The 15823-nt window shown below is 48.7% G+C and carries 12 protein-coding genes and 1 tRNA gene; all 13 read right to left on the bottom strand.

Going from position 1 to position 15823, the window contains the following annotated elements:
• Window positions 1-34 precede the first annotated feature (34 nt).
• Window positions 35-1912 carry a SurA N-terminal domain-containing protein gene (locus tag AB4875_RS10200; protein ID WP_368375953.1) on the bottom strand — a complete coding sequence of 626 codons (1878 nt, stop codon included), beginning with the start codon at window positions 1910-1912 and terminating at the stop codon, window positions 35-37.
• Window positions 1913-2023: 111 nt separating this feature from the next.
• Window positions 2024-2296 (bottom strand): HU family DNA-binding protein, encoded by a 273-nt coding sequence (locus tag AB4875_RS10195; RefSeq protein WP_103684697.1) that lies wholly within the window; start codon window positions 2294-2296, stop codon window positions 2024-2026.
• Between the two features lie 150 nt (window positions 2297-2446).
• Entirely contained in the window at window positions 2447-4873 is a 2427-nt protein-coding gene (lon, locus tag AB4875_RS10190) for an endopeptidase La (protein WP_368375952.1), read from the bottom strand.
• A 183-nt stretch (window positions 4874-5056) separates the two neighbouring features.
• Window positions 5057-6337, bottom strand: coding sequence for an ATP-dependent Clp protease ATP-binding subunit ClpX (clpX, locus tag AB4875_RS10185; protein ID WP_368375951.1), 1281 nt, complete (start codon window positions 6335-6337; stop codon window positions 5057-5059).
• Window positions 6338-6462: 125 nt separating this feature from the next.
• Window positions 6463-7095 (bottom strand): ATP-dependent Clp endopeptidase proteolytic subunit ClpP, encoded by a 633-nt coding sequence (gene clpP, locus AB4875_RS10180; protein ID WP_368375950.1) that lies wholly within the window; start codon window positions 7093-7095, stop codon window positions 6463-6465.
• 118 nt (window positions 7096-7213) lie between these two features.
• Window positions 7214-8542, bottom strand: a complete 1329-nt coding sequence (tig, locus tag AB4875_RS10175) for a trigger factor (protein WP_368375949.1) — start codon at window positions 8540-8542, stop codon at window positions 7214-7216.
• A gap of 80 nt (window positions 8543-8622) precedes the next feature.
• A tRNA-Leu gene (locus tag AB4875_RS10170) sits at window positions 8623-8707 on the bottom strand.
• 184 nt (window positions 8708-8891) lie between these two features.
• Window positions 8892-10067, bottom strand: coding sequence for an acetyl-CoA C-acyltransferase FadA (gene fadA / locus AB4875_RS10165; protein ID WP_368375948.1), 1176 nt, complete (start codon window positions 10065-10067; stop codon window positions 8892-8894).
• 18 nt (window positions 10068-10085) lie between these two features.
• A complete protein-coding gene (gene fadB, locus AB4875_RS10160) occupies window positions 10086-12233 on the bottom strand; it encodes a fatty acid oxidation complex subunit alpha FadB (RefSeq protein ID WP_368375947.1) in 2148 nt (715 codons plus the stop codon).
• A gap of 117 nt (window positions 12234-12350) precedes the next feature.
• The gene (locus AB4875_RS10155; RefSeq protein WP_368375946.1) at window positions 12351-13418 is read right to left on the bottom strand and encodes a beta-N-acetylglucosaminidase domain-containing protein; all 1068 of its coding nucleotides are present in this window, start codon (window positions 13416-13418) and stop codon (window positions 12351-12353) included.
• A gap of 19 nt (window positions 13419-13437) precedes the next feature.
• Window positions 13438-14556 carry a glycine cleavage system aminomethyltransferase GcvT gene (gene gcvT, locus AB4875_RS10150; RefSeq protein WP_368375945.1) on the bottom strand — a complete coding sequence of 373 codons (1119 nt, stop codon included), beginning with the start codon at window positions 14554-14556 and terminating at the stop codon, window positions 13438-13440.
• Window positions 14557-14602: 46 nt separating this feature from the next.
• Window positions 14603-15379, bottom strand: coding sequence for a TatD family hydrolase (locus AB4875_RS10145; RefSeq protein WP_368375944.1), 777 nt, complete (start codon window positions 15377-15379; stop codon window positions 14603-14605).
• 53 nt (window positions 15380-15432) lie between these two features.
• Window positions 15433-15783 carry a PilZ domain-containing protein gene (locus AB4875_RS10140; RefSeq protein WP_368375943.1) on the bottom strand — a complete coding sequence of 117 codons (351 nt, stop codon included), beginning with the start codon at window positions 15781-15783 and terminating at the stop codon, window positions 15433-15435.
• Between the last annotated feature and the right edge of the window lie 40 nt (window positions 15784-15823).

The raw sequence follows: 15823 nt of genomic DNA, 5'->3' as shown, positions 1-15823 counted from the left end.
CCACACCAATACACAGCGCGGTGATTACGTTACATCAATTAATTTTAATCTCGGCGTTTTCCCACAAGCTATTAAAGTAAGCGGAGAACTCCTGAGATGATTTGTTACGGTAGGCATTTTTCTCTGCCTCTAACGCAACGCTTTCTTTCAGAGCCGAAATATCACCATAGCGGACATCCAGCAGCTGCAACACAACACGATCGCCGTTATTTTTACGAAGCGTGCTTACACTCGCTTGAGTTTGCGGGCGAGGCATTGAAAACGCCTGATTACGGACGGCCGCATCGATATTGATATCGCTGCGTTTACCATCCATTATCGCATTCCACGTTAGACCTTGCTCCTTGGCAACATCCTCAGCTCGACCACCAGCGGCAAGGACTGCTTGCAAGGATTGCGCTTGTATTTCAGCTGCCGCCTCCGCCTTATTTTCAACCAGTATTAATTCTATATCGGCCTTTACGCTTTCCAAGGCTTTTGGCTCTGGCGCTTTATACTCTTCAATGTGAAGAACTACATAGCGATCAGATGAAAGTTCGATAACATCGCTGTTCAGACCCTGATTGCGAAGCTCTGCGTTAAACGCCGCCTGCTTCACCGCTGGATAGGCAAATAAGCCTTCATCAGACTGTTGACTGCGCCAATCGCTCAGCTGAACCTGCAACTGCATTTCATCAGCCGGCATAGCGAGACTTTCTGCATTAAACACCAAGTCTTTTAGGTTATCGACAGCACCGACCAAACGGGGCCGCGCCTTTTGCTCGCGAAGTTGTTCTGTTATTTCGAGGCGTGCCTGGTCAAAGCTCGGTATTTCTGGCTTACGAAGGCTGACTAGTTTAATGAGATGTAAACCGGCTTCCGTTTCAACCACCGGCGACAACTCACCTACCTTCAAATTCGCCAAAGCCTCTTCAAACTCGACAGGGAAACTCTCGCCGCTAGTAAACCCTAGCAAACCATCGCTTGTTGCAGATCCGGCATCCACGGAGTATTTCTTAGCCTGGTCGCCAAAGTTAGCCCCTGCCAAAATATCGGCACGAATTTTTTGGAGCTCTGCCAAGGCAGTCTCGCGACTACGATCATCAGTGATATCAATCAAAATATGCGCAGCTTCGCGCTCAGCCTGGGCGTTGCTGGTATTCACTAAACGCTGATACTCGGCCTGTACTTGATCTTCCGATACGGGCTCGTAAAACTGTGCCTCAGTCAATTCAATATAAGAAAACCGAACCTCCTCATCACTTAAAAATGACTCAGTATTGGCTTCGTAATAAGCGGAAATTTCTTCATCACTGACACTGACATTTTGGGTGTAGATGGCAAGCGGCAAATTTATAAAGTGAAAATCACGTGACTCATGCAACAAACCCACAGACCGAGCTAATTCAGCATCAGTAATAAACGCCGAACCAACCACTGCCGTCGACAATTGCTGGATTATTAAATCCGAGGCCAGCAGCTGTTTAAAAAAGCTACCGTTATACCCTTGCAAGCGAAGTACCTGCTGATACCGCTCTTGAGAAAAGCGACCATCTTCATGAAATTGAGGCATTGCCGCGATAGTGGCATTAAGCTGCGCAGTTGAAATTTCAATATTTTCGTCTTTGGCCGCCTGAAGCAGTAACTGCTGTTTAATAAGGGTATTAAGGGCCGGTTTGCGAAGCATTGCATCATCGAGCATGCTTGGGTCGATTTGATCCCCCATCATGCTTAATAGACGGCGCTTCTGCATGGTAATTGCCTGTTGCAATTCAGCCGCTGAAATCTTTTCACCGTTAACGACCGCCGCCGCTGATGGCGCCGAGCTATTAAATAAGCTATCGATCCCGAATAGTGCAAACGGCACTATAATTATCGCGATGATAACTTTGGCCGCTGTTCCTTGGATATTATTACGAATATTTCGTAGCATTGATGCTAAACCTGATTCTGAATCAAAAAAAAAGCGCACCTCTCGATGCGCCTTCTGTAAGAGGTTTTACCCCTACGGCCTCCCGCATGAGCGGGAATGGCAGTTTATACCTTAGTTACAGGCATCCTTCAGCGCCTTACCGGCTTTAAAGCTTGGAATTTTAGCAGCTGAAATTTCAATTGGTGCGCCAGTTTGTGGATTGCGACCAGTGCGCGCGGCACGATCTTTAACACTAAAAGTACCAAAACCAACCAAAGAAACTGAATCATCTGATTTCAGTGCATTAGTTATAGCTTCTACGGCCGCATCCAGTGCGCGTCCTGCCGCTGCTTTAGACAAATCCGCAGATTCTGCAATAGCGTCGATTAGCTCAGATTTATTCACTTATTCTTCCCCTTCAAATTGTTATAAAAAATATTTATACATTAACTGGCTGGTGACCGTCACAAACAAACGCAGGGCTAAAAAGACCGACTGCGTAAGGAGTGGGATTTATACCAACTGCGCCGTATATGGTCAAGGTATCTCTGCGTCTTAGTGGGCGTTTGCCCGCGATTCTCCGAGAATATCACCGTTTCCGTCTACGTTTTTATGACTGTCGTCAATACCAGCAAGATAGGCTTCTTCTGAAATTTCTTCGGGAAGACTTTCCAGCGCGATATCCAGAACTTCGTCAATCCACTTAACTGGACGAATTTCTAAGTCGGCTATTATGTTTTCCGGAATTTCTTTCAGGTCCCTTTCGTTTTCCATAGGGATTATAACGGTTTTTATGCCGCCACGGTGAGCCGCAAGCAGTTTTTCTTTTAAACCACCAATGGCTAGTACCTGTCCGCGAAGCGTAATTTCACCGGTCATCGCCACATCCGAGCGAACCGGAATACCCGTTATCACCGAAACCAAGGCCGTGCACATCCCAACACCTGCAGAAGGCCCGTCTTTTGGGGTTGCACCTTCTGGCATATGGATATGGATATCGTGGGTATCATGATAGCGAGCGGGAATACCTAAACGCTTAGAGCGGCTTCTAACCACTGTAGTCGCCGCTTGAATCGACTCCTGCATCACGTCGCCCAAAGAGCCAGTCTTAATGTGACGACCCTTACCGACTACCGACACCGCTTCAATGGTGAGGAGCTCGCCGCCTACCTGGGTCCAAGCTAAGCCCGTCACTTGACCGACCTTATTCTCTTCTTCAGCCTTGCCGAAGGTGTATCGACGGACACCCAAATAGTCTTCGAGATTAGCGCTAGTAATAGAAACAATACCGCTGTCTCCGTTCAAAGCGACATTTTTAACAACCTTACGACAAACCTTGGCGACTTGACGCTCTAAACCACGCACACCCGCTTCACGGGTGTAATACCGCACAATATCTTGGAGAGACTCATCGTTGATTTCCGCCTCAGTCACTTTCAAGCCATTGTTCTTCAATTGCTTGGGTATGAGGTAACGGCGAGCTATATTAATTTTCTCATCTTCGGTATAACCAGGAATACGAATAACTTCCATTCGATCCATTAATGCCGGCGGTATATTAAGAGAGTTGGACGTACAGATAAACATGGTATCTGACAGATCATAATCAACTTCAAGATAGTGATCATTGAAGGAATGGTTCTGCTCAGGATCTAAGACTTCCAGCAACGCCGACGCGGGATCGCCGCGGTGATCCATACCCATTTTGTCTATTTCATCCAACAAAAACAGAGGGTTTCTCACCCCTGTCTTAGACATTTTTTGAATGACTTTACCCGGCATAGAGCCTATGTAGGTTCTGCGATGCCCGCGAATCTCGGCCTCATCACGCACCCCACCCAATGCCATACGCACAAATTTACGATTGGTGGCACGGGCAATAGATTCACCCAGGGAAGTCTTACCCACGCCCGGAGGACCAACTAGGCAAAGCACCGGTCCTTTTACTTTCTTGACCCGTTTTTGTACTGCGAGGTATTCAAGAATGCGATCTTTAACCTCTTCGAGGCCATAATGATCTTCATCTAAAATTTCCTTAGCCAGCTTAAGATCATGCTTGATACGCGATCGTTTTTGCCAGGGAATATTCACCAACCAATCGATATAACCGCGAACCACCGACGCCTCAGCAGACATTGGTGACATCATTTTAAGCTTGGCCAGTTCAGCTTTAGCCTTTTCCAGAGCTTCTTTGCTCATTCCCGCTTTCTGAACCCGGTTTTCAAGCTCTTCCAGCTCGTTCATGCCCTCTTCAGACTCTCCGAGTTCGCGCTGAATCGCTTTCATTTGCTCATTCAGATAGTACTCACGCTGACTCTTTTCCATCTGTTTTTTAACACGACCGCGAATCCGCTTCTCAACCTGAAAAAGGTCTATCTCCGCTTCCATCAGGCCCATCAAGTGCTCTAGCCGCTCGCGCTCATTCGCCATTTCAAGAACAGCTTGCTTCTGCTCCAGCTCCATTGTCATGTGAGCAGCGATGGTATCGCCAAGGCGGCCAGGATCATCGATACCCGACAGGGAGGTAAGAACTTCAGCAGGAATCTTTTTACTTAAGTTAATATACTTCTCAAACTGCGAAATTGCCGAGCGAAGCATAACCTCTGACTCATCGGCAGCAATACGCTCACCCTCTAAAGCAGTGATTTCAGCACTAAAATAGTCCTCTTCAGCCGTTACCGCGTTGAGTTGGGCGCGGTAGCTACCTTCCACCAATACCTTAACTGTGCCATCAGGCAATTTTAGTAACTGTAAAATATTTGCGACGGTACCGATATCATAAAGATCATCGGTCCCCGGCTCATCCAAATCCGGGTTGCGCTGTGCGGCAAGCACAATTTCCTTATTACTGGCCATGGCCAGCTCGAGCGCTCGAATGGATTTATCCCGCCCTACGAACAAGGGGATGACCATATGGGGGTAAACCACCACGTCGCGCAAAGGAAGCAGTGGCAATTCCAGTATTTCGTGTTTGTCAGCCATTACTTTTCCTCTTAATTAATCTGGCCCAATCCACTTGCAGCAGATCTTCGCCAACTATAAAGACAGCTTAGTTCTAAGATGGGGATTTGCAGCGTTAAAAACAAGACTTGACTTGTAAAGAAACTAACAAAAAAGACGAACGCTGCGAAAAGAAGCTTCTCGCAGCGTTATATTTAGCGGGGTTTACTCTTTTGGAGCGGCTTTACGCTGCTCGCTGTTGTGATAGACCAATATTGGCGCAGAATCACCTTTGATAACCGACGCATCAATAACTACCTTACTCACGTTATCCATTGATGGCAGATCATACATTGTATCGAGGAGTACCGACTCGAGAATCGAACGCAGACCCCGCGCACCAGATTTGCGCGTCATGGCCTTCTCCGCCACGGACCGCAAACCGTCCTCACGGAAATCAACTTCTACGCCTTCCATATCGAACAATTTGGCGTACTGCTTAGTCAATGCATTTCTAGGCTCGGTTAAAATGCTTACCAAAGCGTCTACATCCAACTCCTCAAGGGTTGCAATGACCGGCAGGCGACCAACAAATTCAGGGATCAGACCGTAGCGAACCAAGTCATCGGGCTCAACATCAGCAAGAATTTCACCAACGTTACGCGCCTCGTCCTTAGTTTTGATCTCAGCACCAAACCCAATACCGCCCTTCTCTGAGCGATCGCGGATCACGCGATCTAGGCCAGCAAACGCGCCGCCACAGATAAAAAGTATATTTGAGGTATCTACCTGCAAAAATTCTTGCTGGGGATGCTTGCGCCCACCCTGAGGCGGCACCGAGGCAACCGTACCTTCTATTAGCTTAAGAAGCGCCTGCTGAACACCCTCACCAGATACATCACGGGTAATTGAGGGGTTGTCTGACTTGCGCGAGATCTTGTCGATCTCGTCGATGTAGACAATACCCATCTGAGCCTTTTCAACATCGTAGTCACATTTCTGCAAAAGCTTCTGAATGATGTTTTCAACATCTTCACCAACGTAACCGGCTTCGGTTAACGTCGTCGCATCGGCGATAGTAAATGGTACGTCGAGCAAACGCGCCAAGGTTTCTGCAAGCAGCGTTTTACCACTACCTGTTGGCCCTATCAGCAAAATATTACTTTTGCCCAACTCTACTTCGTCTTTGTGTTTGTCGCCATAACGCAGGCGCTTGTAGTGATTATAGACCGCGACAGCCAACACTTTCTTGGCGCGAGACTGCCCTATAACATATTGATCTAGCGTGACATTAATTTCCTGTGGCGTCGGCAGTTTGTCGCGGCCTGCCTCACTCGCTGCTTCCTGAACTTCTTCCCGAATGATGTCATTACAAAGATCAACACACTCATCACAGATGAAGACAGACGGCCCGGCGATTAATTTGCGGACTTCGTGCTGGCTTTTACCACAGAAGGAACAGTACAGCAGTTTGCCGTTGTCATCTGTGCCGTCTTTACTACTCATTCATACCTACCTTGTTCTGATTTTGCGGGATGATAGAAGCACCCTGCATTAAAGATGACGCTTTTTGCTCAATTTTGCAAGTTCGCACCACTCAAACCTAAATCCGAATGGTGCCGCAACAGTCGCTATGAGCGAGACGTGAGAACTTCATCCACCAAGCCGTAGTCACAAGATTGCTGCGCATTCATGAAGTTGTCGCGCTCGGTGTCGTGCGCAATCGTTTCGTAAGTCTGGCCCGTGTGCTCAGCCATAAGGTGATTCAGTTTTTCACGAATAATCAAGATCTCGCGAGCTTGAATATCTATATCTGTAGCCTGCCCTTGGGCTCCGCCACTAGGTTGATGAATCATGGTGCGGGCATTTGGCACAATAAACCGCTTGCCTTTAGCGCCGCCACTTAACAAAAAGGCACCCATGCTGGCAGCCTGGCCAATACACATTGTGCTCACGTCGGGCTTAATAAACTTCATGGTGTCGTAAATAGACAAGCCGGCCGTAACAGACCCGCCTGGCGAATTAATATAAAGATGGATGTCTTTATCAGGATTTTCAGATTCGAGGAAAAGCAGCTGGGCCACAATAAGATTGGCCATATGGTCTTCAACTTGTCCTACACAAAAGATAACGCGCTCTTTAAGCAGGCGGGAGTAGATGTCGTAGGAACGCTCACCACGTGCGGTTTGCTCTACAACCATTGGCACTAAACCAAGATTGGTTACAGAATTATTGCTCATACCATCGAACGAATTGCGGGACATATTGAATACTCTTCCGTACGTAATTAGTGAGTTAAATTTACGGCCAGCAGAAAAAAATCAAGCGACGGAACTTGCGTTCAGTCGCTTGACCGGAAAAAACCAGAGCACCCTTTTCAGATTAGGATTCTTCTGCCTCTTTCGCTGGTGGCGACATAACTTCTTCGTAGCTTAAAGTTTCTTCGCTAACCTTCGATTTTTCAAGCAATTTTTCAACAACTTCTTCTTCAATGACCATACCTTCGATTTGTTGAAGCTGTTCTGGGTTGCTCATATACCAATTAATAATTTCGTCTTTATCTTCATAGCTTACTGCCATCTCTTCCAAAGCAGCACGCACCTTTACTTCATCAGCCTTAATACCTTCTGCGCTAATCAGCTCGTTTAGCACCAAGCCAAGCTTTACGCGACGCTCCGCATTTTCCCGGAACAACTCATCAGGCAGGATATCAGCGGCATTTAATTTCTCTGCCATCGCGCCGAATTGCTGCATTTGCTGATTACGCAAAGCCTCAATTTCTTGTGATACCAAGGCCTTTGGCACCTGTAAATCAGCATGAACGGCAAGTACACCCTCCATCACTTGATTCTTAATGCGGGACTTTGTGGCGTTTTTCAACTCCCTAGCCATATTTTTTTCTACTTCTGCACGAAACGCTTCTTCGCCACCTTCTTTAACGCCGAAGGCTTCGAACAGTGTTTCGTCCATTTCTGGAAGCTTTTTCTCAGTAACGCTATTCAAGGTAATCTTGAACTCAACCGCAGCGCCTTTAAGGTCTTCGCTGTGGTAATCATCTGGGAAAGACAATGACAGCACTTTCTCTTCGCCAGCACTCATGCCGACTATACCGTCTTCGAATCCAGGAATCATACTCCCAGAACCGAGCTCTAGATCACTGCCCTCAGCCTTGCCACCATCAAACTCTACACCATCTTTGGTGCCAAGGTAGTCAATATTGGCTTTATCACCGCTAACCGCAGCGCGGTCAGCAGGCTGCCAGTCTGCACGTTGCTGACGAAGATTTTCTATCATCTTATCGACATCGGCAGCAGTAATTTTTGTTACTGGCTTTTTAACTTCAATTGAGCCGTAATCTTTTGCTTCCACGTCGGGGAAAACTTCAAACGTTGCCACAAACTCAATATCTTTACCGGGCTCTAAACTTTTAGGCTCAATACTTGGCCGACCAGCAGGCTTTAAGCCCTGCTGCTGAATAGCCTCGTAAAAGCTTTCGTTCATAACCTCGCCAAGCACTTCCATACGCACAGACTCGCCGAAACGCTGGCGAACGACGCGCATAGGTACTTTGCCGGGGCGGAAGCCGTCTAATTTGACAGTGCGGGCAGCATTTTGCAGGCGTGAATCAACTGCACTATCAATGCGCGCAGCGGGAACGCCTACAATCAGGCGACGTTCTAGGCCAGAAGTCGTTTCAACTGAGACTTGCATGGGGGGTCCTCAAAACAGAGCTGTTAAACATAAATGGCCACAATTATAAAAGAGCGGCCACTTAAAAGAATTCTATGAAATGGTGCGGATGGAGAGACTCGAACTCTCACGCCTTGCGGCACCAGAACCTAAATCTGGCGTGTATACCAATTTCACCACATCCGCACACCTGTAAAACCGCCTTAAGGTATTGAATTATCACGGTTTACAAATGAAATCGCGCAGCATGACTGCGCGAGGAACGAGATTGTGCCACAGGCCATGAGCGCGATCAAGCAGACCTGCAAACAATTATCCTTAAAGATCGATATTGCACGAAATTCATACAAGAGCGACCTTTAAGGCCGGGTTATACCCGCTCAATAATTGTACTAATGCCCTGCCCCATACCAATACACATGGTAGCCAGACCTACGGAAGTATCACGCTGCTCCATAACGTTAATAAGCGTAGTGACAATCCGGGTTCCAGAGCAACCAAATGGATGGCCAAGCGCTATAGCACCGCCATTAAGGTTCACTTTATCTTCCATCTTGTCTAGCAACTTAAGATCTTTAAGCACTGGCAGAGCCTGCGCCGCAAAAGCTTCGTTCAACTCGACGGTTTCTATGTCGTCCATGCTCATGCCAAGACGCTTTAAAGCCTTATGCGTTGCCGGCACTGGTCCGTAACCCATAATGGATGGATCAACACCCGCCACCGCCATGCCAACCACTTTCGCGCGCGGCGTTAGACCTAAGTCCATTGCCCGCTGACCAGACATCATGATCATGGCAGAGGCGCCATCAGCAATCTGCGAGCTAGTACCCGCAGTCACGGTGCCATTACGCGGATCAAAGGCAGGACGCAATTGCGCCAGACTTTCGAGCGTCGTTTCTGGACGGATCGTGGTGTCAGCTTTGACCAATAGTTTACGACCATCTTCGCCATGACCTTCAAGGGCAATAATTTCCTTATCAAAGCGACCATTGGCCCGTGCATCAGCCGCCAATAGATGAGAGCGCATACCGAACTGATCCTGCTGCTCACGACCAATACCGTGCATCATCGCTAGGGCTTCTGCAGTCATCCCCATCATGCCGGCAGCGCGAGCAACGTATTTACTGGCTTGCGGGTTAGGGTCAACACCGTGGCTCATAGCTAAATGGCCCATATGCTCAACACCGCCAACCATAAAGGTATCGCCATATCCGCTCATAATTGCCTGCGCTGCAGTATGCAGGGCCGACATTGACGAGCCGCACAAACGGCTAACAGTCTGACCAGCAACTTCATGGGGGAGCTTAGTCATTACTGAGATCATCCGCGCAATGTTCCAGCCCTGCTCATTGGTCTGGTTTACGCAGCCCCAAATCACATCTTCAAAAAGGGCCGGATCAATACCGGGGTTACGCGCCAACAAACTGTCGATCAAGGATGCCGACATATTCTCCGCTCGCACATTTCTAAACACGCCATTTTTTGAGCGCGCCATAGGAGTACGGGCGCAATCGACGATTACTACATCATTTGCTTTGTATGTCATGGTTATATCTCCGCCCGATTATTTAAAGAATGATTCGCCGTTAGCCGCCATTTGACGGAGGCTTTCTGTTGGGTGGTATAGCGGACCAAGATCCGCGTACTGATCTGCCATCTCACAAAAGGCTTTCACGCCCATTTGATCGATATAGCGCAGCGCACCACCACGAAATACTGGGAAACCGATACCCATAACCAAGCCCATATCCGCATCAGCAGGGTCACGCACGATGTTTTCATCAAGACAGCGAACCGTTTCAATGCACATAGGAATCATCATTCTCGCGACAATGTCGTCGTCGGACAATTCAACCGATGCTTGCTTGGCAGATTCAGCCATCGCTAGCGCAGCCTCATCTTCGCACTTCTTAGGCTTGCCCTTGGCATCTTCTTCATAGCGATAAAAACCAATGCCGTTTTTCTGGCCATAACGCTTGGCTTCAAACATTAGCTGAGAAATACCGGTAAATTCATGACGCATTCTATCGGGGAAACCTGCCGCCATTACCTCTGCCGCATGATAACCGGTGTCAATACCAACAACGTCCATCAGGTAGGCAGGCCCCATTGGCATACCGAAACCTTCCATCACTTTGTCGATCTTACGGAAATCGCCACCGTCGCGTATAAGCATGTCAAAGCCGGCGAAATACGGAAACAATACGCGGTTAACGTAAAAGCCCGGGCAATCATTAACAACAATCGGCGTTTTACCCATCTGCAAAGCGTACTTGACCACTTTTGCAATAGTTAGATCGCTAGTCTTCTCACCGCGAATAACCTCAACTAAAGGCATCGCATGCACTGGGTTAAAAAAGTGCATACCGCAGAAGTTCTCTGGTCTCTCCAGCGCTTCAGCGAGGTGGGTGATAGAAATTGTCGAGGTATTAGAGGCCAGCACAGCGTCTGTGCTGATGTGTTTTTCAGTCTCAGAGAGAACCGCTTGCTTAACCTTAGCGTTCTCTACGACCGCTTCAACAATGACATCGGCTTTATCAAAACCGTCGTAATTCAGCGATGGTCGGATACTGCCTAACACGGCTGCCATTTTATCGGCGGTCATGCGGCCGCGAGACACGCGCTTGGCAAGTAATTTACCCGCCTCCTTCATCCCAAGTGCAAGACCAGCGTCAGCGATATCCTTCATCAGAATAGGCGTGCCTTTATAGGCCGACTGGTAAGCAATACCACCGCCCATAATACCCGCACCCAAAACTGCCGCTTGTTTGATATCACCACCGGTTTTGGCGAAACCACGAGCGGCTTTACTCACCGCTTGCTCACTCAAAAACAGCCCAACTAGGGCGCTAGCCTGGGGAGTACGTACTAATTTAAGGAAATGATCTATTTCAACCTCAATGGCCTCGGCCCGATTCAAGCCGGCACTGCGCTCCATTGATTTAGCCGCCGTAAGTGGCGCAGGCATATGACGTCCAGCTTGCTGTGCAACCATGGCTTTACCTGTGGTGAATGACATCATGCGTTCAATATCATTTAATTTAACAGGCGAGGTTTTCTCAGCTCTGCGTGCATGGTGATCAAAATCACCCGCAATGGCGTTTTTAAGCAAGTCTAAGGACGCATCGAGTAGTGCATCTGGCGCAACGACAGCATCTACACCACCATCTTTAAGCGCTGCGGCAGGCTTTTGTTGCTGACCAGTCGCAACCCACATCATGGCGTTATCACAACCGATAACACGCGGTAGTCTTACTGTGCCGCCGAACCCAGGATTAATCCCCAGCTTCACTTCAGGCAAGCCTACTATCGCGGCAGTTGACATGACTCTGAAGTCACATGCCAAACACATTTCAAAACCGCCGCCCAAGGCGACGCCATTAATTACCGCAACTGTCGGTACTGGCAGATCTTCAAATGCATTAAAGATGTCGTTTGCTTTAGAGGTCCACGCTCGAATCTCAGCATCCGGTAGCTTGAAGAGTTCAGTGAACTCGGTGATATCCGCGCCAACAATAAATACTGATTTAGCGCTGGTAACAAGCACGCCTTTCAGATTGGCTTCAGCAGCTAGCGCTGTCGTCGCTTCGCCTAACTCTTGCAGAGTAACGCGATTAAATTTGTTGACTGAGTCGCCTTCTAGGTCGAAACAGAGCTCCGCAATGCCTTCTTCCAGGTACTTTGCAGTTAACGCCTTGCCTTGATAAATCATTTTTGTTCCTCAAATTGAGTTGTGGCGGCGGCATTTGCCATACTTTTATGTTTACCATGTAAACATTGGGTGCTAAAACTACCGTATTAGCAAAATATTGGCAAGCTCCGCCGTTATTTAATCAGTCAAACAAGCGGGGTCAAAACGATAGCCCTCATCCAGCCACTCGCAAACTTCAGCGGCCAGAGGATGGGCTATTTTACGGTAACTATTTACCAGCTCGGCCTTCTCGCCTGCAGTGATGCCGTCTAGGCCTTTTTCTTGAAAGAGTAACGCATCTCGCAACATTAACTCCCTCAACTGCGCCGGCAATCCAGCAAGAGCAGCCTTAAACGCAAGATCAGGATTGTAGCTGGCTTTGCTAGTATAGACGGCTGCCAGCGTTGGCAGGACCAACATGGATAAATGAAATTGATTCATGGGATTAACGGCGTGACCGCGACACCACTGAGCCATCTCTGACGAGCGGCCAGTAAACGGCGCCAAATGCAGAAAACGGCTGGTTTTACGGCCATCATTGACGGGATAGTTATCCCAAATTAGTGGCTTCCTTCCCAGCAACTCTGCAGCGCGCTGGCAATCATCGCCGGTATAACCATCACTGATGACTCTATTACCCGTCCACAGCAGATCAATATCCTGAGTAAGCCCAGCATTCAGATCACTAAAATAATGGTCTGGGCACTTACCAAACAAGTCTTCAAGTATTGGATCAAAACTGTAATAGCTTGGGCACATTGCCAGCTGAACACCGGGCAATTGCTGTTTAACATCATTAACCACGGCGATTTGATTCTGCGCTAACTGCGGATTTCCCGCCGGCAGATCATCGAATAAAATCCATAATACATCTAAATTAAGCTCTTGAATTTCAGCGACTTTATCTTTTAATAGCCGCCTGTCACTCGCGCCATAATTTGCCTGCAAACCAACGGGAGACAAACCCAAACCCCAACCTAAACCAGACGCGTGGCAGCTTGCTCCAAGGTTCTCTAAATTAACTCTATGGCTTGGCTCAAAGGGCTGCGCCCAATTATTTCTTAAACTGGCGTCACCCTTTGGCGCGTAGATGTAGCTGCTGTATTGCCATTTCGCAACGAGAGCCGGCAAGCTGAAACGCTGCGCCCAAGTCCACTCGCGCCCATAAAAACCTTCGATAATCGATGTTGTAAAAGGTTTACTCACAGCACCTTCCTCACAATGGCTAACCGCGATAATAGCGCTGCTCTACAAAAGGTGAAGGCCTGAACATCACCGGCAATTGCTTGCCCCGCACACTGGCAAATAATGGCTTCTGTGCTTTAAGGGTTGCAGTCGATACATAGGCCATGACAATTGGCCGCCCAACACTGGGACCAAAGCCCCCACTGCTCACCCGCCCGACAATATCACCACTGGCGGTGACAATATCGGCGCCTTCGCGCACCGGCGCCCTGCCCTCCACATCAATCAAGACCCGCTTTTCTGCTACGCCGTCATTTAACTCCTGGGCAATGACATCTGCACCGGGATAACCGCCGCTGCGCGCGCCATCCGGTCGCCGAGCTTTTGAAATCGACCACAGCAAATTAGCTCTAATAGGACTGATGGTGTCATTCATATCGTGTCCGTAAAGACACAAGCCGGCCTCTAGCCGCAGTGAATCTCTTGCGCCCAGGCCAATAAATTCGACTTCGGATTGAGCCAGCAGAATGCGCGCTAGCGCCTCGGCCTTTTCTGGCGCTACAGAAATTTCAAATCCGTCTTCGCCAGTGTAGCCCGAGCAACTTAGCCAACACTCAATACCGTCTATCGTGCAGTTTGCGGTATCCATAAACACCATTGCTGCCGTCTCAGCCGCGAAACGCGACAAGACCTGGCGCGCCTTCGGTCCCTGCAATGCCAGCAAACCCTGATCCTCGAGCATCTCCATCTCGACGCTGGCCGGTAAATGTTTGCGCAGCCACGCAAAATCTTGATGCTTGCAGGCAGCATTCACAATTAAAAGAAAGTAATCACCACAATTAGCAAACATCAAATCATCCAGAATACCGCCCTGCTCATTCGTCAGCAGGCCATAGCGCTGCCGATTAAGGGGTAGACCCAAGACATCCTGCGGCATTAGTTTTTCTAATTCAGCCGCGACATTCTCGCCACTCACGCGAATTTGACCCATATGGGAAACGTCAAACACACCCGCTGCAGCGCGCACATGCAAATGTTCTTTAAGCACACCCAAGGGGTATTGCACTGGCATATCGTAGCCCGCAAAGGGCACCATTTTTGCAGAAAGCTCGCGATGAAGCGCATTTAACGGGGTGGTTAATAAATTTTCTGTGCTCAATGCACTACCTCCTAGGGCGGAAAGGACTACTCATCCAGGCTTGGGACTATTTTGCTAAGGGAAACAGACGTTCAAAGTTTTGGGTGGTGTGGCGTAATACATCCTCGTAAGACAAGCCCTTTAACTCCGCGACACACTCGGCCACTTCAACAACATATTTAGGCTCGTTTTTCTTGCCGCGGTATGGCACCGGCGCGAGATACGGGGAATCGGTCTCGACCAGCAAACGCTCAATGGGAACACGGCGAACGACCTCGCGCAGCTCGTTGGCATTTTTAAACGTGATAATGCCGGAAAAGGAAATGTAGTAACCCATTGCCATCGCGGCTTCCGCCATTTCCCAAGATTCAGTAAAGCAATGCAAAACCCCGCCTACTTGAGGAGACCCATGCTCAGCAATAATCGCCAAGGTATCTTCACGGGCATCGCGGGTATGGACTATCGTTGGTTTACCGCACACAGCCGACACCTGCAGATGCTGGGCAAAACTGCGCTGCTGATCCACTTTTCGCTCACTGCTGTAATAATAATCCAAGCCAGTTTCACCGATGGCAACGACCTTGGGATGGTCTGCCAGCTCCGTCAGCGTCTGCACTGAACAGATCTCATCGCTAATATCGAGGGGGTGCACACCCACGGAGGCGTATATTTGCGGGAATCGTTCGGCGATCGCGACCACGGCAGGCGCATTACCTAAGTCGATACCAATACACAGCATTTTCGACACGCCGCGTTCCGTCGCCGCCTGAATGGCTAAATCTAAGTCACCGCCATAGGGTTTCAGATCAATGCGATCAAGATGACAATGGCTGTCTACAAGCATGAGGCTTCCGTTTTTAATAATTTAAATACAGGCCTGAATCGGCCTGTGATGGTTTACATGGTATGCGTGGGTTTGTCTGACTCAAGAATACCAGCAAGATACGACTCGATTTTTTTATTGGCAACGCCGTCACCACCAATAAACTGCACGCCAATACCCGCCGCTCGGTTGCTCTGCGCACCGCGGGGAGTGATCCATACGACTTTGCCAGCAATCGGGAGTTTTTCTGGCTCGTCCATCAAGGTAAGTAGCATGAACACTTCATCACCCACTTGGTAGGACTTAGTGGTAGGCACAAACAAACCGCCATCGACTATAAATGGCATATACGCCGCATAGAGAACGGCCTTATCTCTAATAGTAAGAGACAAAATACCGTTACGTGCACCCTGCGCACCGCTCATATATTCAACCCCACTTACTCACATCCATTTACTTATAGCC

Source organism: Zhongshania sp. R06B22, from assembly GCF_040892595.1.
GTDB classification, from domain to species: Bacteria; Pseudomonadota; Gammaproteobacteria; order Pseudomonadales; family Spongiibacteraceae; genus Spongiibacter; species Spongiibacter arctica.
The sequence above is the reverse complement of the archived record's forward strand: the minus strand, read 5'-3'. Positions and strand labels throughout refer to the sequence as shown.